The sequence below is a fragment of the Virgibacillus necropolis genome (assembly GCF_044793635.1).
GTDB classification, from domain to species: Bacteria; Bacillota; Bacilli; order Bacillales; family Amphibacillaceae; genus Virgibacillus_F; species Virgibacillus_F necropolis_A.
Genome location: NZ_CP084992.1, coordinates 2,692,836 through 2,711,731 on the forward strand (window position 1 = coordinate 2,692,836; position 18,896 = coordinate 2,711,731).

17 protein-coding genes are annotated in these 18,896 nt (G+C 37.8%); 8 read left to right on the forward strand and 9 right to left on the reverse strand.

What is annotated here, in order from left to right; genetic code table 11:
* The first annotated feature begins 11 nt into the window (after nucleotides 1–11).
* The 7 genes from phnL (at nucleotide 12) to LG329_RS13145 (ending at nucleotide 6,330) form a co-directional block, all read left to right on the forward strand.
* Entirely contained in the window at nucleotides 12–740 is a 729-nt protein-coding gene (gene phnL / locus LG329_RS13115; protein WP_404451259.1) for a phosphonate C-P lyase system protein PhnL, read from the forward strand.
* Entirely contained in the window at nucleotides 730–1,551 is an 822-nt protein-coding gene (locus LG329_RS13120; protein WP_404451260.1) for a PHP domain-containing protein, read from the forward strand. Before phnL ends, LG329_RS13120 begins: the two co-directional genes overlap by 11 nt.
* 184 nt (nucleotides 1,552–1,735) lie before the next feature.
* The gene (locus LG329_RS13125; protein WP_404451261.1) at nucleotides 1,736–2,776 is read left to right on the forward strand and encodes a PhnD/SsuA/transferrin family substrate-binding protein; all 1,041 of its coding nucleotides are present in this window, start codon (nucleotides 1,736–1,738) and stop codon (nucleotides 2,774–2,776) included.
* Nucleotides 2,777–2,883: 107 nt separating this feature from the next.
* Nucleotides 2,884–3,648, forward strand: coding sequence for a phosphonate ABC transporter ATP-binding protein (gene phnC / locus LG329_RS13130; RefSeq protein ID WP_404451262.1), 765 nt, complete (start codon nucleotides 2,884–2,886; stop codon nucleotides 3,646–3,648).
* 12 nt (nucleotides 3,649–3,660) lie between these two features.
* A complete protein-coding gene (locus tag LG329_RS13135; protein WP_404451263.1) occupies nucleotides 3,661–4,446 on the forward strand; it encodes a PhnE/PtxC family ABC transporter permease in 786 nt (261 codons plus the stop codon).
* The gene (locus tag LG329_RS13140) at nucleotides 4,446–5,291 is read left to right on the forward strand and encodes an ABC transporter permease subunit (protein ID WP_404451264.1); all 846 of its coding nucleotides are present in this window, start codon (nucleotides 4,446–4,448) and stop codon (nucleotides 5,289–5,291) included. Before LG329_RS13135 ends, LG329_RS13140 begins: the two co-directional genes overlap by 1 nt.
* Before the next feature lie 178 nt (nucleotides 5,292–5,469).
* Nucleotides 5,470–6,330, forward strand: a complete 861-nt coding sequence (locus tag LG329_RS13145; protein ID WP_404451265.1) for a glycerophosphodiester phosphodiesterase — start codon at nucleotides 5,470–5,472, stop codon at nucleotides 6,328–6,330.
* A 124-nt stretch (nucleotides 6,331–6,454) separates the two neighbouring features.
* Here the strand turns inward: LG329_RS13145 and metA are convergent, their stop codons facing one another.
* From metA to LG329_RS13190, 9 genes are all read right to left on the reverse strand, one after another.
* Nucleotides 6,455–7,363, reverse strand: a complete 909-nt coding sequence (metA, locus tag LG329_RS13150) for a homoserine O-succinyltransferase (protein ID WP_404451266.1) — start codon at nucleotides 7,361–7,363, stop codon at nucleotides 6,455–6,457.
* A 36-nt stretch (nucleotides 7,364–7,399) separates the two neighbouring features.
* Complete coding sequence (locus tag LG329_RS13155; protein WP_404451267.1) at nucleotides 7,400–7,963, reverse strand: HAD family acid phosphatase; 564 nt, start codon at nucleotides 7,961–7,963, stop codon at nucleotides 7,400–7,402.
* A gap of 4 nt (nucleotides 7,964–7,967) precedes the next feature.
* The gene (gene ribD / locus LG329_RS13160; protein WP_404451268.1) at nucleotides 7,968–9,077 is read right to left on the reverse strand and encodes a bifunctional diaminohydroxyphosphoribosylaminopyrimidine deaminase/5-amino-6-(5-phosphoribosylamino)uracil reductase RibD; all 1,110 of its coding nucleotides are present in this window, start codon (nucleotides 9,075–9,077) and stop codon (nucleotides 7,968–7,970) included.
* Nucleotides 9,070–9,825, reverse strand: a complete 756-nt coding sequence (locus LG329_RS13165; RefSeq protein ID WP_404451269.1) for a GTP cyclohydrolase II — start codon at nucleotides 9,823–9,825, stop codon at nucleotides 9,070–9,072. Before LG329_RS13165 ends, ribD begins: the two co-directional genes overlap by 8 nt.
* A 200-nt stretch (nucleotides 9,826–10,025) precedes the next feature.
* Entirely contained in the window at nucleotides 10,026–11,741 is a 1,716-nt protein-coding gene (gene cydC / locus LG329_RS13170; RefSeq protein ID WP_404451270.1) for a thiol reductant ABC exporter subunit CydC, read from the reverse strand.
* Nucleotides 11,738–13,471 (reverse strand): thiol reductant ABC exporter subunit CydD, encoded by a 1,734-nt coding sequence (gene cydD / locus LG329_RS13175; RefSeq protein WP_404451272.1) that lies wholly within the window; start codon nucleotides 13,469–13,471, stop codon nucleotides 11,738–11,740. Before cydD ends, cydC begins: the two co-directional genes overlap by 4 nt.
* Before the next feature lie 52 nt (nucleotides 13,472–13,523).
* Nucleotides 13,524–14,537 (reverse strand): cytochrome d ubiquinol oxidase subunit II, encoded by a 1,014-nt coding sequence (locus LG329_RS13180; protein ID WP_404451273.1) that lies wholly within the window; start codon nucleotides 14,535–14,537, stop codon nucleotides 13,524–13,526.
* Entirely contained in the window at nucleotides 14,537–15,895 is a 1,359-nt protein-coding gene (locus tag LG329_RS13185; RefSeq protein WP_404451274.1) for a cytochrome ubiquinol oxidase subunit I, read from the reverse strand. Before LG329_RS13185 ends, LG329_RS13180 begins: the two co-directional genes overlap by 1 nt.
* Before the next feature lie 242 nt (nucleotides 15,896–16,137).
* Complete coding sequence (locus LG329_RS13190; protein WP_404451275.1) at nucleotides 16,138–17,226, reverse strand: branched-chain amino acid aminotransferase; 1,089 nt, start codon at nucleotides 17,224–17,226, stop codon at nucleotides 16,138–16,140.
* A 216-nt stretch (nucleotides 17,227–17,442) separates the two neighbouring features.
* Here LG329_RS13190 and LG329_RS13195 point away from each other — a divergent pair, with 216 nt between their 5' ends.
* A complete protein-coding gene (locus LG329_RS13195) occupies nucleotides 17,443–18,888 on the forward strand; it encodes a carbon starvation protein A (protein WP_404451276.1) in 1,446 nt (481 codons plus the stop codon).
* The last annotated feature ends 8 nt before the right edge of the window (nucleotides 18,889–18,896 follow it).

Below are 18,896 nucleotides of genomic sequence, written 5' to 3' on the forward strand. Positions count from 1 at the left end.
GAGGGAATTTCATGTCTATGCTCGAAGTTAAGAATTTTAGCAAGCGATTTACCATTCATCATTTAGGTGAAACAATGCATGCCGTGGAACAAATCGATTTTTCACTGGAAAGAGGAGAGTTCATTGGCATTGTGGGTAAAAGCGGTAGTGGAAAATCCACAATTCTTAAGAGTATTTATCGTTCGTATTTACCAGACAAAGGTAGTATTCTATACGATTCGGAACGCTTTGACAAAATCGATCTATCCAAAGCAACAGAAAGACAAGTACTAAATTTACGTCAGTACGAAATTGGTTATGTATCACAATTTCTTAACGTTATGCCTAGAACGACCTCTAGACAGCTTGTTGAGAAGGCATTATTGGAAATGGGGGAGCAAAAGGAAGTCGCTCGGAAGGAAGCACAAAGGGCATTAAAGCATTTTGAACTTGATCGGAAATTGTGGGATACCTATCCGAATACATTCTCTGGTGGTGAGAAGCTACGTTTAAATATTGCGATGGCAACTGTGAAAAAGCCAAGGTTGCTATTGTTGGATGAACCAACAGCAAGTTTAGATCAACAATCCAAAATGAAAGTTCGTGAAATCATTGAAAAATTAAAAGCAAATGGTACAACTTTGGTTGGCATTTTCCATGACATCGAATTTATGGAAGGGTTGTGTGATAAGGTTTTCGATATGAAAACGAGAGAGTTAATTACTACTAAAATGAAAGCTGGTGTTGCTGGTGAGAGCTGATTTGCATGTCCATAGTCACTATTCTGATGGTTCAAATTCAGTTGAGGAGGTGATGAAAAGGGCAGTTTTTAATGGTATAACGCAAATTAGCTTTGTTGACCATGACACGATCAAGGGTTTGCCTGAAATTCTCTCACTTGGCGAAAAGTATGGGATTGATGTTATCACCGGTATCGAAATTTCAGCCTATGATTTTAAGAGAAAGCGCAAGGTACATGTGCTTGGATATAACTATGATTTAAAAGCAATACATATAGAATCGATTTGTCAAAAGGTACGTGAGCGACGGCAGACACATTCCCTTTGGCAGATCGATCAGATTAAAGCAGCTGGTTATAATCTGGATAACCAAGCTATTATGGAGACTGCCAAACCGAGTAATACAATTTATAAGCAGCATATTATGAAGCATTTGACGGAAGCACCCTATACATCACTGCAATATAAGCAACTGTATAGAAAGTTGTTTAAAGGAGATGGCGTAGCATCGGGTTACATTGAATATCTAGATGCATTTGAGGCAGTAAGTGCGATTGTGGCGGATGGAGGAATTGCCGTTGTTGCACATCCCGGTCAGTTGAATTCCTATGACCTAATACCAGAGCTTGTAGAGGTAGGTTTAGGCGGGATTGAACGGAACCATCCAGACCATAGAATGGAAGATCATCGAAAGGTGAAGGGTCTAGCCAATAATTATGACCTAATAATGACGGGGGGGACAGATTATCACGGTGTTTTCGGTGAGTCTATTGAAGTCGGGGATATTTTAAGTCCTATAAATCTATTAAATAAATCATGTAAACATTTGTAAAGAATAGGTTAAAAAACTGTAAATATACGTTTTCTTGAAGCGTTTTATGTTTCAATGAAACGAGTTAAATAGGGTTAGATGAAAAGGGGTGTTACTACTTAAAGGCTTGAATCACAACTACCAGTCGCGTTTTCGAGAGTTTATTTTGCAATACCACTAAATGATGAGAAGAGGAGAATCAATTATGAAAAAGAATTGGTCTTTGTTAACAATGCTTTTGTTATTCATTCTAATGTTAACTGCATGCTCGGAAGGAAGTGCCGGAACAGAAAATCCAGAAGTTGATGATGTTATCGACATTGTTTGGTACCCTAACGAATCCGGTAAGGATATGAAATCTTCGCGTGATGAAATTGGTGGGGTAATTGAAAAAGCTACAGGTAAAACAGTAGAACATCATTTGACTACTGACTATGCAATTGCTATTGAAACATTAGTTAATAACAATGCAGATCTTGCATTTATGGGTGCTCAAGGTTATATCGAGGCAAATAAAAGAAATGAAGCTATTCAACCTTTAGTAGTTCCGACCGGCCCATCAGGTACCCTTGATGATGCTGTATACCATAGCTGGTTGGCTGTAAATGTGGATGATCAGGAGAACTTTAAAATAGACGGTGAATTTTCACTTGACACGATAGAAGGAAAAAGTATGTCATTCGTATCAACCAGTTCAACATCAGGATTTAAAGTACCATCATCTAGCATTATTAAACACTTCTCAAAAAAAGATAATTATGCTGATTTAGCTGAAGTAGATTTATTGGAAGGTGGTCAACTTTTTTCTCAGGTATTATTCGGGAATTCCCACCAAGGATCCGCAGTAAATCTATTAAAGGGTAATGCAGAAGTTGCGGCATTTTGTGATACATGTGTTGAAAATTACGTAGAAGTTGCTGGAGGAGAAGAGAACACGGTAGGAGCTATTTATCGAGTTAAAGACGATGCTGCTGAGCCTTTTAATAAGCTGGCAGGCAGTGAATTTACTTTAATGAGTGTTACACCAGTATTAAACGCACCATTTGTAGCAAATTTGGATGTTTTGGGTGAAGAAGATTTTAGTAAATTGCAAGAATTATTGACTTCAGATGAAATTGCAAACAATAAAAAAATCTTTGTTCCAGAAGATTCAGGAAAGCCAGGCTTATTCTTTAAGTCAGATAAGGAAAGATTTACTACAGTCGAAGATTCATGGTTTGATCCAATCCGCAAGCTTTCGGAATAATAGATTTTGTTAAATTAACTGTAACATCTCAGGAAGCTAGAGTATGCATTATTACATTGCATACTCTAATTTCCTACCTATGTTAAATGAAAAAGGAGCTAATTAACATGTCATTGTTACAAGTTGAAAGACTCGGTAAATCATATAACACAGAAACGAAAGTATTAAAGGATATTAATTTTCAGGTGGAAGCTGGAGAGTTTGTTTCAATCATTGGACCATCTGGTGCGGGGAAATCTACACTTTTACGTTGTATTAATCGAATGGTTGGAATAAATGAAGGTAAGGTTATTTTTGATGACCTCGATGTTGGGAGTATGAAGAAAAAAGAATTGCGTAAATTGCGTACGAACATAGGAATGGTCTTTCAACATTATAATCTGGTACCACGGTTAACCGTTATTGAAAATGTTCTACATGGACGCTTTGGATATAAAACAATAATGCAGGGGGTACTTGGCAGATTTACGGAAGACGAGAAGGAGCGGGCATTTTTTTTACTTAGGAAGCTGGGCATTGAAGAACATGCATATAAACGTTGTGATCAGTTAAGTGGTGGGCAGCAGCAACGTGTAGGTATTGCTCGTGCCCTCATCCAAGATCCTAAACTCGTTCTTTGCGATGAACCGATCGCTTCACTTGATCCAAACTCCTCCAAGGTAATTATGGATCATTTAAAATCGATTACTTCTGAGTTAAATATTACATGCTTAGTAAACTTACATCAGGTTGAAGTTGCGCAAAGCTATTCAGATAGGGTTATCGGATTAAATGAAGGTGGAATTGTTTTTGATGGACCAATCCACAAACTTACCAATGAACGCATTCATGGCATATATGGAACTGAAACCAGAGAGTTAATTACGGTGTGAGGAGCAAATAAAGTGAATGAAAAAATAATGCAAAAACGTAAATGGCAGGCAACTATATTTCTCGTCACCATGATAATGCTGACATATTTGTCCTCAACTATAACGAGTTTTAATATCATACATGGAATTGCAACACTGCCCACAGCACTAAGCTGGATAATATCAAACTTATATATTTCAGAGGAAGCACTTGAAAGATTGCCAGACATTCTAGAGAAATTAAACGAAACAATCTTTATTTCTATTGCTGCTACAACAACAGGTGCAGTAGTCTCCATTTTTTTAGGAGTAATGGGATCAAAAACAACAAGAGTCAATGGTGTGTTAAGTTCGCTTGCCCGTTTTATTGCATCTGTTTCAAGAAATATTCCAGTTGTTGCATGGGCATTAATCCTGCTGCTTTCTTTTGGTCAAAATTCAATGACAGGATATTTAGCACTATTTGTTGGAACGGTAGGGTTTTTAACAAGGGCGTTTATTGAATCCATTGATGAGGCTAGCCAAAGTTCAGTTGAAGCATTGAGAGCAACGGGTGCAACTTATATTCACATTGTACATAAAGCGGTTATCCCACAATGTTTACCTCAGATTATTAGTTGGATATTATTTATGATTGAAACAAACATTAGAAGCGCGACTTTAGTTGGTATATTAACTGGTACAGGAATTGGTTTCATATTTGATTTATATTATAAGACTATGGACTATAATACTGTAGCTCTTATTACATTTAGTATCGTCATTGCCGTTATTTTTATAGAGCTTATCTCAAATTATATTCGGAAGGTGATTCTATAATGGAAGCAACATACATCAAACGAAAAATAGATGGCCGAATTAATATTAAATCTAGTAGTAAAGAAGAACAAGTTACAAGGTGTACAATTATCCTTTTAACTGTATTAACAGTAATGGCTTTTATGTTCTTCGATTATTCGGGATTGGATTTAAGCACAGCATTTGCTGAGACGGTATATAACTTGAAAATAATGTTTCTGGAACCTGCCTTAAATCATTTTAGTTTAGCTGAAGCATTTCATCAAGTAGGTATTACGCTTGGTTTAGCTTTTTTAGCAACATTTATTGGTGCGGTAATTGCACTCTTTTTAGCCTTGTTGGCTGCAAATAATTTATCAAATAAATGGATATCTAAAACGGTTCGAATTTTTGTAGCATTTATTCGGGCAGTTCCCACTGTATTATGGGTTTTGATTTTTGCGATTGCAGCTGGATTAGGAAGTGAAGCAGCAATACTCGGTATGTTATTTCACTCTATTGCTTATTTAGTTAAGGCATTTTCAGAGGCTTTTGAGGAAGTAGATAAGGGTATTATAGAAGCATTACGTGCAACTGGTTCCGGCTGGTGGCATATAGTTACTCGCGCTATTCTACCTTCGACATTCACTTATTTATTGTCATGGACCTTCTTAAGGTTTGAAATTAACTTCTCGGTAGCTGTTGCGATGGGTGCCGCGGCGGGGGCAGGTGGTATTGGATTTGAACTCTTTATGTCATCAGGATTTTACTTCGATCTACGTGAAGTAGGTTTTATCACTTATGCAATATTATTGATAGCAATAGTTTTAGAGGTACTTTCAACTCAATTAAAAAATCGTTATTTTCCATCATCGACGAGCAATTAAGAATTATTAATTGGAGAAATGGAATTATAAATTATCAAACGCAAATAACCATTGCAAGCAAGGACTTTAGGATGACTACTAATCTACTGTTTTTATTTACATTTCTTTACGCTCCGTTCACTTTCATTTAATAGTCTTTCTTTATACTAAACTTAAATACTTATAAAGGAGAGATTAAATGAGAGTACGTACATTTTCAATTTTTCTAATGGCACTAATTTTTATGTCTTTGTCAATCGTTCCTGCTTTAGCGTCTAGTGGGGAAACAATCTCGACCAAACAGCAGCAACAAATGGTGAATGTTGCACATCGCGGTGCTTCAGGTCATGCGCCTGAAAATACTATGGATGCATTTCAAAAAGCTTTTGAAATGAAAGCTGATTACATTGAAATCGATGTACAAATGAGTAAAGATGGAGAGCTAGTCATCATCCATGATACAACTGTTGACCGTACGACAAATGGAACTGGCTTTGTTGGAGATCTTACGCTTGAAGAACTTCAACAGTTGGACGCTGGAAGTTGGTTTAGCGAAGAATTTGCCGATGAGGAGATACCTACTTTTGAAGAAGTACTGGATACTTACCGTGGAAAGATTGGTATATTAATCGAACTTAAATCACCAGCACTGTATCCAGGTATTGAAGAAAAAGTTGCTGAAGCCTTAGTTGAACGCAATATGCATAAACCAAATAATAATAAAATTATTATTCAATCATTTAATTACGAATCGATGCAAACATCTAAGGCACTGTTGCCAAGTATTCCTCATGGCGTACTTGCTGGGCTTTCTTGGGCAGATGTGACAGATGAACAATTAGCGCAATTTGCAACGTATGCTGATTTCTTTAATCCAAATATGAATATAGTTACACATGATTTAGTAGACCGTGTTCACGCTAAAGGAATGGAAATTTATCCGTATACTGTTCGCACACAGGAACAGGCAAATAAATTATTTGAACTTGAAGTAGATGGTATTATCACCGACTTTCCGGAATATGTTGATCAACACCCTGGGGAAATAGAAAACAGTTAATGGTAGCGATAAAAGGATAATTGAGAAAATACCAAGAGAGGATTCCATCGAGTCACCGGACTTGATGAAATCCTCTCTTTAAAATCATAGTGTAAGCGAGTATATCCTTTTCACTCACGATAAATTAATCCCATTCAAAAGGCGTTTGTTGGTATACGTAGTAATTCAGCCAATTAGAGAAAAGTAAATGGGTGTGCGATCGCCACGTGTTCGGTGGTTTTGAATGTGCATCATCATTCGGAAAGTAATTCTTTGGAATATCTATGTCCATACCTTTATGTAGGTCGCGTGCGTATTCTTCGGCAAGTGTTGTTGAATCATACTCTAGATGACCAGTAATCATAATATGTTTTTCATCATTAGACATAATTATAAACGGTGCTTCCTCTTCTGTAGAAGAAAGCAATGATAAGCGCTGATCACGCTCAATTTTTTCTTTTGATACTGTAGTATGTCTTGAATGTGGGGCGTTGAATATTTCATCAAATCCACGTACAAGCTTAATTGTTGGATCTGATAAACGATGCTTATAAATACCAAAACTTTTCTTTGACAACTCATATTTTTCAATACCATAATGGTAATATAATGCAGCCTGGGCACCCCAGCAGATGTGCAAAACAGAGGTGACATTCTGTTTTGTCCATTCCATAATTTCGGTTAACTCTTCCCAATAGTTTACGTCTTCAAATGCTAAATGCTCAATGGGAGCCCCCGTAATAATCATTCCATCAAATCGACGATCCTTTACGTTTTCAAAGGTCGTATAGAACGAGTTCAAATGGGATTTGCTTACATTTTTAGATTGATGTGTCACGACTCTTAGGAAAGTAATATTGACCTGTAACGGTGTATTACCTAACAATCTTAGGAGTTGTAACTCCGTTTTTTGCTTCTCTGGCATTAAATTCAGAATTAGTATATTTAGTGGACGGATGTCTTGGGTCTTTGCACGAATCTCATCCATCACAAATATTTTTTCCTTTTTTAAATTTTCCCTTACAGGCAATGCTTTTGGTATATTTATTGGCAACTGAATATCTCCTTTCAATCCATACTACAAGCCTAATTATTTAATGAAACTAGTAAAATCAGACCAATCTACAAGACGATGCATGTCTTCCACATGCCGATTATAAGATTGATCCTTAAGCAATAATAGTGCAGACTCATCAGCTAGTGTATCAAGAATGGCAGGTTTATCATCAACATAATAATCAAGTTCGAGGTTTTTAATGATGTGTACCTTTTCATCATCCTGCATCCCGTAGAAAAATCTGTCATCCCGGACAGGGAATCCCTGCTCTTTCATCCAGGTTATCGTTCTTTCTCCATGCTCTTTTGGTCTGGCGGTAATATAGTATATTTCATGCCCTTGCTTTTCCAGTTCCAGTAAGGTTTCAACAGCTCCCGGAAAAGGGGGGCAGGTAGTATAATAGATTTCTTCCAATGAATTCTTCCACATATTTTTGCCCTGTTCGTCTGTTAAGCCAAACGGCTCGTGTATCTCCACTCTTTTTAATGCATGAAAAACTTCACGTGAAATACTTTTCTTTAATTTCTGATTATATAAAATAAATGCATGTTCCCGTAAGTTGATCAATGTATCATCAATGTCAAAGCCAAATCTCATATGTTTATCCCTCAATACTTTCATTACTGTAAGTTGGATACCCTGTGAATTTAAAATCTTTTCCAATTTTAATAATAGCTGTATCCGTCAGATCAATAGCATCTTTCATCAGGTCAATTCCTGTTCCTTCTAAAAAGGTTGGTGCATTTTGTCCGCCAATTAGTTTTGGTGCAAAATACAGGATTACTTTATCGATTAATTTATTTTCCAGAAAAGAGGCATTGATGTTGCCGCCACCTTCAACTATTACAGAAGACACGCCTTTTTCTCCTAATAGATTAACGACTTCGTTTGGATCTACAGATGTTGAATCGGTCGTTACGAATACAGTTATTCCCAGACCCTCTAATGCTTTTCGTTTTTCTGTATCATGGTTTTGGCTTGTAAAAATCCATGTTTCCGCTTGTTTATCAGTAATAAGCTGATAATCTAGGGGGACTTTTAAAGTAGAATCCATTACAACACGGATGGGATTACGGCCATTTGGAATTCGTGCAGTCAATGCCGGATCGTCTTTCAAAACGGTGTTAATGCCTGCAAGAATTGCCATGTTCTCATTTCTTAGGTAATGTACGTCTAATCTAGCCTCTTCTGAAGTTATCCATTTGCTGTTAAAGGAATGCGTAGCGACTTTTCCATCCAGTGTAATTCCTGCTTTTAACGTAACAAATGGTTTCTTTTGAACAATAAATTTATTAAATACTTCATTCATCTTTCGTGATGCTTCTTCCCGAACTCCGACAACAACTTCAATTCCGGCATCTTCTAATATTTTCACCCCATTGCCGGCAACAATCGGGTTTGGATCAAGTGTGGCAATAATGACTTTCTTTATACCTGCTTTAACGATTGCTTCTGCACAGGGACCTGTTCTGCCGTGATGGGAGCATGGTTCAAGCGTCACATAAATCGTGCCGTCTTTGGCATTTTCCCCGGCCATACGAAGTGCATGAATTTCTGCATGCGGTTCCCCGGCCTTTAGATGCGTCCCCACTCCAACGATTCGGTTGTCATTAACAATGACAGATCCAACAAGCGGATTTGGATCTGTCTGGCCTTTCATGGATTGCGCATTGTTTAAAGCGAGATCCATATAAAATTCATGATTAGTCATTTGGACAGGTTCCTTCCATTTCCAGATGACCAGACTTATTGATTTTCGTCTCCAAATATTTCTTGTTGTATTCGGAAACATCGCCCCACAAAGGTGATCTCCCTGCAACCTGTAGACCAGCGCTTTTCAATGCTTCAAGTTTTTCAGGGTTATTTGTGATAAGTGTTACAGGTTTTGATCGTAACGTTTTAAGTACTTGAATGGCATCATCATAGTTTCTGGAATCATTTACGAATCCAAGACTTTCATTTGCTTCAACTGTATCATAGCCATTTTCCTGCAGTACATAGGCCATCGCTTTGCTGAACAGTCCGATACCTCTTCCCTCATGGTTGGCTAGATAAAATAAAGCCCCAGATCCATGATCCTTAATTTTTTTCATTGACTCTTTAAGCTGGAAGCCGCAGTCACAACGCTTACTTCCAAAAATATCACCAGTATGACAGATGGAGTGCATTCTGATTAGCGCATCTTCCGTGTTTTCAAAATCTCCATAGACAAGTACACTGGACTGCTGAAATTCAGCTAGGTTTGAAGAGGAAAGTTTGTCGATAATCTTTTCGTAATCCTCTGTTACCTCGTCATAGTTAAGCCAGCAATACCACTGGAATACAACTGTTTCTCCATATAAGTTAACAGGGAGCTGAATAGGCCCCACTAAATATATCGCACTTTCATTTTTTTTGATTAATTGGATCTTATCTTTTAAAACAGAAAAAACGTTTGATTCAAGCTTCATTTGTTCCATCATTTAAACTCCTTTCACTTTGTCCTTAGTATAATTAATAATCCGCATATCATCAATTTATCTTTCTCGTAATAATGCCAGTATAAGAAAAACTTCGTCATTCGCTATTAAAGACGAGGCGAATGGCGAGTTTTTAATAGTATATGAATATAACTGTAAAACAACCGGGCATTGGCTATGTCCCGGTTGCTCTTGAAAGACTATAGTAAACTTTTTTCAATCTGTTTCATTTCGTAAAAATAGCCTTTCGCTTGTATCAATTCTTCAAATGTACCAGATTCAATAATTGTACCATGTTCCATAACAATAATTTGATCCATTCTTTCTAACCCTGTTAAGCGGTGACTAACGAGTACAAGTGTATCGTCTTTAGCTTGTTTGAAAAGATAATCATAAATGGAATGTTCCGTAAGAGCATCTACAGACGACGTTGGCTCATCCAGTAGCCAGAGTCGTCCATCTTTCAACATAGCCCGAGCGATAGCCAGCCTTTGCTTTTCTCCTCCAGAAAGATTTTCGCCTTTCTCAAATACAGGGTCTGTTAAAGAAAAATGTTCGAGCTTAACTTTTGCTAACATGATATCCATTTGTTCATCGGTTAAATCATCTTTAGCAAGAAGAAGATTATCCCGTATCGTACCAAAGAAAAAGTGGTTCTCCTGTAAAACAACTTTAGATTCTTCCCAAATATTCTCTTGATTTATTTTATCTATCGAAAAACCATCTAAATGTATTTTCCCCTGATCAATAGGATTAACTTTTAATAATAGCTGCAGCAAAGTTGACTTACCGGACCCACTTGGACCAACAATTGCTGTCTTTGAACCTGCTGGAAGCTTCATATTAATATTTTTCAAAGCCATTCGCCATTCGTCTGCAAAAGCAAAAGTAACATTATCCATTTCAATGGAAAGCAACTTATTATGCTGAAGCTGTTCCATTTTCTCACTTTTTTCTGCGACACCTTGTTCTCGAACAACGGAGAAAAGGCGATTCGCTGCTCGTTTGCTGTCTTGTATATGGAGTGGAAAGACAGCCATTGGAGAAGCATCTTCAAAAACCGTTAATGAAATCATCAGGAGCATCGCCAGGAAAATCCCATCTAATTGGCCATCCACTACTAAATAAGTTCCCATTGCCAGGACAGACCAGGAAACAAGAAGCGATACAAATGTATTCACAGATTGACTATATATTGTATTAACATTTTCGATTTCCTGCTCTTTAATGTATGCATCAGATGATTGAATTAGTTTCTGTTCTTTTCCTTCAAGTTTCTGATATATTTTTAAATCACGAAAACCATGAAGAAATTCAGTTACTTCTGTTGATAATTCTCCTCTTTCTTCTCGTACTTGACTGTCAATTTTTGCTTGTCTCACAGCAAATAAAGCTGGAACGACAAAGACTGTCAGGAAGAGGCCTGCAAGTAAAATAAGTGCCACATAAACAGAATAGAAAGTGGTGAACAGAATCGTACTTAAAAAAACGGTAATTAAAACAATTGGTGGATAAAAAACCCTTAAAAAGAAGTTCTGTAAGCTTTCGACATCCCCAACAATTCGTGATAGTAAGTCACCGCTACGATATTTTTGAAAAATCCCCGGGGCCAGGGGTTCAAGTTTTTCAAAAAACGAAACACGCAAGTTACTCAAAATCGTGAATGTCGCCCGGTGGGAAAAATATCTTTCTGCATATCGGCTTATTGCCTTCGTGATCCCCAGCAGTTTAACGGTAGATGTTAAAACAATTAATGCATATAAAGGAGGTGCAAGAGCTGCTTTTGAAATCAAGTATCCACTGGCAGCAAATAGACCGACAGCGGCAATACCAGCAACAAATGCAAAGAAAATTGAATAGAGAATATCTTTTTTTTCAACCATCATTAACTTAATGACGACCACTAAATCTCTCATTCTCCAATCCCTCCTTGCTGAATAGAAACCATATCACGATATTCCGCTACCTTATTGATCAGTTCATCATGCGTTCCTGCAGCAATTAGACTTCCATTTTCCAGGAATAGAATTTTATCAGCATTCTTAATCGTATGAAGGCGATGTGCAACGGTAATCACGGTTGAATTCTGTGCTAATTGATGTATCGACCTTTGCAGGATTCGTTCTGTTTGAAGGTCAAGGCCAATCGTTGGTTCATCAAAAAGAATAACTGATGGCTTTTTCAGAAAAGCTCTAGCAATGGCAACGCGTTGTTTTTCTCCTCCTGATAGACCTCGGCCCGCTTCACCAACGGGTGTGTCATAGCCATTGTCAAGCGCTTGTATCATCCCAGAGATTCCTGCTTGTTCTGCAGCTTGTTCCACTTCGTTGCGGGAAGCATCAAATTTACCGCCAATTGCGATATTCTCCGCAATTGTCCCCGAGAAGATATACGGATGTTGGGAAATATAACTTAACTGATCAAACCAATCTTTTTCTATGTAATCAGCTAACAACTTACCATTGATGGCTATTTTTCCTTCTGAAGGAGCAATAAGACCAGATATCAGATGTAAAAGTGTTGTTTTCCCAGAACCGCTTCGACCTACAATGGCAATTTGTTCGTATGGAGAAATCGCTGCACTAATATTTTTTAACGTAAACTGATTTTCTCCGTAAGTATAGCCTGCACCTTGCAATTCGATGTTCGGTGGTGTTGCTTCTTTTGGCAAGCTTGCATTTCCCCATTGAATTGTTTGATCTGTTTCCGCTAACTCATCTGCTACTTTTTGCGCTGCACCCATACTACCGCGCCCGTTATGAAAGGCGCTTCCTAGTTCTTTCAATGATGAATAGAATTCAGGTGCCAGTACTAACACAAAGAAAGCAGTGAAAAAGGAAATACTTTCGTAAATAATCAGCTGAATTGCCACCTCAAGTGCGATTAGTCCAATACTGAGCATGGAAATCAGCTCTAACATAAAGGAAGAAGTAAAGGCAACCTTTAATATTTCCATTGTAGCTTCACGGAAACCAAGACTACTTTTATTAATTACTTCTTTTTGCTGTTTAGCCCGTCCAAATAATTTTAGCGTCGTAAGTCCTTGTAACGTATCAAGGAAACGCCCTGAAAATGCAGAAAGCTTTTCTAACTGCTCTTCTGATTTTTTTTTCGTCTTCATTCCGATAATGATCATAAAAATGGGGATGAATGGTGCTGTAACCAGCATAATTAGTCCTGTATTTAAATGTTGTGTGAAAATCACAACAAGAATCAAGAGGGGGATAAAGGATGTTCGAATCACTTGCGGAATGTACTGACTAAAATAGCTGTCAATTTCATCAACAGCATCCATCATGACACTAACCTTTTGTCCAGATTGCCCTCGTAATGAAACTTGTATAGGATTTCTTGAATATTTATGTAAGAGGGATTTTCGAAAATGCCCTTTAACTTTAGCAGCCATTTTGACACCAGTACGTCCACTTAAATAGGTGAACAGTGTTCTGATCATAAGAATGACCAGCAATCCTCCCAACATGGGAAGGATTGCTGAAAAAGATTGTTCTTTTAAAAAGACGCCATCAACAATCATTACAATGAGATAAGATTGTCCGACAATTGCTACGCCTGTTATCACAGCTGAGATAAGCAGAAACAACATGCTTTTTTTCTGTTTGTATGCTATTTCTTTTAGGTTACTCATATACGCTCCAGTCTCCTAACATAAGGTTTCGCCAGTTGAAATCACACATCAGCTATTTTTTTCCTTTAACATAGTCCGCATTGAATAAAAATAGTTTCATTAATAAAATTAAGGAAGGTACGAGTAATAATAGCCCTCCAATAAATGCAGCTATCAAAGCAATGGCCATGGTTTCATTAGTCGCCCCTTCATTAATGGTAATGTAAGGATCGAGTATATATGGTAAATGGCCTCTTCCATAACCAAAGAAGGCAAAGAAGAACTGCAGCATGACACTAATAAATGCCAGACCATAATATTTTCCTATATAAATTAACCACATTGCGATCATAAAAAATGCTACAGACAACCCAAACATCCACCATAGGTCAAGCATCGCTTCAAAATGTCTTTCATTATGCTGACTCAAAGCAATAAATGTTGTTAGACTGGCAATAATCGTTGGGACGCTCCAAAACAAAGCATATTTTCGCACTAATTGTAAGGCAGGTTTGTCATTTGCGCGCGCCGCATAAAAGGTTAAGAATGCGGCACTGATATAAAGCACCGAAACAATCGCCAGAAATACAACGCTCCATGCATATGGACTTGTAAATAGTGCTAAATACTGCAGTGAAACTATTCCATTTTCCTCAACAATAAATCCACCTTCTGATAACGTTAAAGCAATAGATAACGAAGCTGGAATTAATAACCCGGTTGCACCGTATAAGAACATGTACACGTTGCTCTGCTTCGATCCGTAATTTTCAAATGCATAGAATGATCCTCGTATAGCGAGTAATATAATCGCTATGCTTGCTGGAACCAACAATGCAGTTCCATAATAATAAGCAGTTTCCGGGAAGAATCCAATGATACCTACAAAGAAAAATACGAAAAATACATTGGTTACCTCCCAAACTGGCGATAAATATCTAGAAATTAACTGATTTATAATATGGTCTTTCTTTGTAGTTTTCGCATAATAGGCGAAAAAGCCTGCACCAAAGTCAACAGAAGCTACGATTAAGTAACCATACAGAAAGATCCATAACACACTAATACCTATTATTTCATAGCTCATTATTCATCACCCTTTTCGATGGTTGGGTACTGTTTCTCTAGCTCTTCCTCAGCTGGATTATTACGAAACATTTTTCGTAGTGTAACAAGACATAATGTCCCCAGTACGATATACAATCCTAAAAACAGGAAGAACATCAGGCCGATATATGGGGAAGATGTTGCTGCTTCTTCTACCGTCATATATCCACGTATGATCCACGGCTGCCGTCCTTCTTCGGCGAAAATCCAGCCGAATTCTATCGCAAGGAATGCTAATGGTCCGCTTATAGCAATAATAAATAGCATCCATTTATTGTGCTGGTTCCACTTTTTGATTTTACTAACGATAAAATAAAGTAAAGGAACTCCTATGAGAAACATTCCTATGACAACCATCAAATCAAACATATAATGTATCCAAAGTGGGGGGCGCACGTCTTCAGGGAATTCTTCTAACCCAGTTACTTCACTATTAAAATCGCTATGTGCCAAAAAACTTAATGCCCCAGGGATGCGTATTTCTCCTACTGGCTCATTATCCTCATTTAACCACCCAAACAAAATAAGGTCTGCAGCTTTTTCTGTTTCAAAATGCCATTCAGCAGCAGCTAGTTTTTCCGCTTGATGCTCAGCAAGGAACTTGGCAGAAGTATCTCCCGTTACTAGGTTAACAGTTGCGAAAATAAACGTAACAGTTAGCATAAGTTTTAATGCTTTTTTATGATAAGCAGTCCCCTGATCAGCCGCTTTTTTTCTCAACATCATAAAAGCTGCAATTGCAGCAAGTAAAACTGCACAGGTTAAATATGCCGAACTCAATACATGAAACACCTTTGAAGGCGTAGCAGGGTTTAGCATTGCTGCAATAGGATCAACGGCTGTAAACGTCCCATTTTCCATTTTAAATCCATCTGGGGTATTCATAAATGCGTTTACGGTTGTAATAAATACCGCTGAAAATCCGCCGCCTATTATAATCGGTAAGGATAACAGCCAATGAGTAAACGGTTTTTTAAATCGATCCCATGTGTATAAATAAATGCCTAAGAAAATAGCTTCGAAAAAGAATGCAAAAACTTCCATAAATAATGGTAAGCTAATAACATTTCCTGCAACCTGCATAAAATTAGGCCATACGAGAGACAATTGCAATCCAATAGCAGTACCAGTTACAACACCAACTGCTACGCTGATAACAAATCCACGGGCCCATCGTCTGGCTAGCATTAGGTAGTGGGGGTCCTTCTTTTTAACTCCAATAAACTCTGCTATCGAAATCATTAAAGGAACACCAACACCGATAGTTGCAAAAATGATATGAAAACCTAGTGTCATAGCTGTAATTAGTCTACTAATCAAGACTGTATCCATTTCCATCGTGATAAAACCTCCCTATAAAGTAATGCGATATCATTAGTTCAGTACTGAGCAAGTGTTTATCTGTGCAGAAATTAAGCTTAACGAACTTTAGTTTGTACTATACCCTCAGTATAAATCATTTAGACATAAATAACATTTACGACAATGACAGATAAATGACATTTTGCTAGTAGGCGTGTGGGTTAACTAAAAACACCCTTGGCTTTAGTCCAGCCAAGGGTGCTTTTATAAAAATGAAGTTATCTTACTTTTTCTTTATCTACTTTTTCAATCCAGTCGAATGGGTCTTTCTCTGTGCCATATTGAATCCCAGTCAACGTATCATATAAACTTTTTGCAACTTTACCTGTTTTTCCATTATTAATAAATAGATGTTCAAGCTTCCAGGTTAGTTGGCCAATTGGTGAGATAACCGCAGCTGTTCCTGCGCCAAAGGCTTCTTCCAATAATCCATCCTTGTATGCCTGATAAACTTCATCCATTGAAACTTTCCGCTCGATAACTGGAATGTTCCAATGCTTTAACAATCGGATTACGGAGTTTCTGGTTACTCCCTCCAGAATACTTCCATTTAATGCAGGTGTAATTACTTCACCATTAATCTTGAAAAATACGTTCATGCTGCCGACTTCCTCAATGTACTTTCTTTCGATTCCATCCAGCCACAAAACCTGTGCATATCCACTATTTGAAACCAGTTCTTGTGCTTTAAGACTGGCGGCATAGTTTCCACCTGTCTTCGCTTCACCGGTTCCTCCTGTTACTGTACGAACAAAGTTATCTTCTACAGCAATTTTCACAGGATTAATTCCTTCTTTGTAATACGCACCAACAGGCGATAGGATTACAATGAATTTATAATTTCGAGATGGTGCAACCCCAAGATAGGCCTCAGTGGAAATAATAAATGGGCGTATATACAGAGAGGTTCCTTCAGATTCTGGAATCCAATCTTTTTCCAAAGCAACCAGTTGTTTGATTGCCTTTAGTGCAAAATCTTCATCAATCGGCGGAATACAAAGCCGATCATTCGACCGGTTTAAACGCTCAAGATTTTTTTCGGGCCGAAATAATTGGGCGTCTCCGTCTGGTGAAAGATATGCTTTCAATCCTTCGAAAACGGATTGACCATAATGAAACACCATGGCAGAGGGATCTATTGTAATTTGTTGATATGGAACAATACGAGCATCATGCCACCCTGTAGGTTCTGAATAATCCATGATAAACATGTGGTCTGTGAAGACCCTTCCAAATTGCAATTGATCTGATTTGGGCTTTTCCTTCCCAGATGAACAAAGATTGACTTGAACTGAATAATCTTTCATGACGCTAGCCCCCTTGGTGAAAATTTTAATACTAATAATAAGATATATTCCAGATTAAAGCAAGGCATAAATGCAATAAATTATTAAAATTTATTAAAAATTCAGATGTAAGCGTTTTATTAAAATTATTTGAAATATTTTGTCGAAAACTCTTGCTTTTTCAAATTATTCGGTTTAGTATTTTCTGTAAATTTGATTTTGAAGGGAGGCTCAGCGATGGTTACTTTTGTTGCATCCATCATATTTTTAGTAGTAGGTTATTTAGTTTACGGGAAGGTGGTCGAACGAATTTTCGGTGTAGACGATCAAAGAGAAACACCAGCATATTCGAAAAAAGACGGATTTGACTATATGCCAATGAGTTGGTGGAGAGCTAGTTTAATTCAGTTATTGAATATCGCTGGGCTAGGTCCAATTTTCGGTGCCTTATTAGGTGCTTTGTATGGTCCTGTTGCATTCATATGGATTGTAATAGGCACGATTTTTGGTGGTGCTGTACATGATTACTTTTCTGGTATGCTGTCGCTAAAGCACAAAGGTGCACAGTATCCAACCATTGTAGGTAAATACTTGGGGAAAAGTGTACAGTCAGTTATTAATGTTGTATCTATCATATTAATGATTCTCGTTGCGGCAGCCTTTACAGCAGGACCTGCACAGCTAATGGCAGAGATAACACCACTAAGTTTTATGGCGTGTATACTTATTGTATTTGCCTATTTAGTGATTGCCGCTGTATTACCAATTAATAAGGTGATAGGAAAAATCTACCCAATTTTTGGAGCAATCTTAATTTTTATGGCTGTCTCGATTGGTGTCGGTTTGTTCTTTTTCGATAATCCTGTTCCAAATGTAACCTTAAGTAATCTTCATCCTGATAATTTGCCAATGTGGCCTCTTTTAATGGTTACAATTTCTTGTGGGGCTATATCTGGGTTTCATAGTACCCAAAGCCCAATCCTTGCCCGAACACTTAAAAAAGAAAGTGAAGGAAGGAAAGTCTTCTATGGCGCTATGATTGCTGAAGGTGTCATTGCCCTAATCTGGGCTGCTGCAGGAATGGCGTTTTTCGGTGGGACTGGGGGTCTTCAAGAAGCACTCAATGCTGGCGGTCCTGCTGGAGTAGTAAATGAAATCAGTATATCAACACTTGGTTCATTCGGTGGTATTCTTGCAATTCTGGGTGTGATTATTCTCCCTATCACTACAGGAGATACTGCACTTCGGTCATCCAGAATGATGCTTGCAGATTTAATAAAGCAGTTTACGAAAAAAGATGTAGTAGGCAAGTGGCCACTAGCTCTATTAATAATACCGGTGGCAGTGCCAACGTTTTTACTCACACAAATGGATTATAGCTTTCTATGGCGCTATGTTGGTTGGACTAACCAGGTTGTAGCAACGGTAATGCTGTGGACAGGGGCAATGTATCTGTTAAAACAGCATAAATTTCACTGGATTTGTAGTGTACCAGCATTATTTATGACGGCTGTTACCAGCACCTATATTTTTTATGCTCCAGAAGGCTTTAGTTTAGCGTACTCAACCTCTATGATTATTGGCTCAATTATTTGGCTTATAGTTGCACTGTGGTTTGTCAGACAACTTATCACACACAGAGCAGAGAAAGATGAGCAGCTGATTCATAAAAAGGCAGGGTAACGTCGTTA

Bases quoted from the DNA above. Each gene is read 5' to 3' on its own strand.
- LG329_RS13190 (WP_404451275.1), bottom strand. From the start codon at position 17,226: ATGAAAGATTATTCAGTTCAAGTCAATCTTTGTTCATCTGGGAAGGAA.
- cydD (WP_404451272.1), bottom strand. From the start codon at position 13,471: ATGAGTAACCTAAAAGAAATAGCATACAAACAGAAAAAAAGCATGTTG.
- LG329_RS13180 (WP_404451273.1), bottom strand. From the start codon at position 14,537: ATGAGCTATGAAATAATAGGTATTAGTGTGTTATGGATCTTTCTGTAT.
- LG329_RS13185 (WP_404451274.1), bottom strand. From the start codon at position 15,895: ATGGAAATGGATACAGTCTTGATTAGTAGACTAATTACAGCTATGACA.
- phnL (WP_404451259.1), top strand. From the start codon at position 12: ATGTCTATGCTCGAAGTTAAGAATTTTAGCAAGCGATTTACCATTCAT.
- LG329_RS13145 (WP_404451265.1), top strand. From the start codon at position 5,470: ATGAGAGTACGTACATTTTCAATTTTTCTAATGGCACTAATTTTTATG.
- LG329_RS13195 (WP_404451276.1), top strand. From the start codon at position 17,443: ATGGTTACTTTTGTTGCATCCATCATATTTTTAGTAGTAGGTTATTTA.
- cydC (WP_404451270.1), bottom strand. From the start codon at position 11,741: ATGAGAGATTTAGTGGTCGTCATTAAGTTAATGATGGTTGAAAAAAAA.
- LG329_RS13125 (WP_404451261.1), top strand. From the start codon at position 1,736: ATGAAAAAGAATTGGTCTTTGTTAACAATGCTTTTGTTATTCATTCTA.
- LG329_RS13165 (WP_404451269.1), bottom strand. From the start codon at position 9,825: ATGGAACAAATGAAGCTTGAATCAAACGTTTTTTCTGTTTTAAAAGAT.
- ribD (WP_404451268.1), bottom strand. From the start codon at position 9,077: ATGACTAATCATGAATTTTATATGGATCTCGCTTTAAACAATGCGCAA.
- LG329_RS13140 (WP_404451264.1), top strand. From the start codon at position 4,446: ATGGAAGCAACATACATCAAACGAAAAATAGATGGCCGAATTAATATT.
- phnC (WP_404451262.1), top strand. From the start codon at position 2,884: ATGTCATTGTTACAAGTTGAAAGACTCGGTAAATCATATAACACAGAA.
- LG329_RS13155 (WP_404451267.1), bottom strand. From the start codon at position 7,963: ATGAGATTTGGCTTTGACATTGATGATACATTGATCAACTTACGGGAA.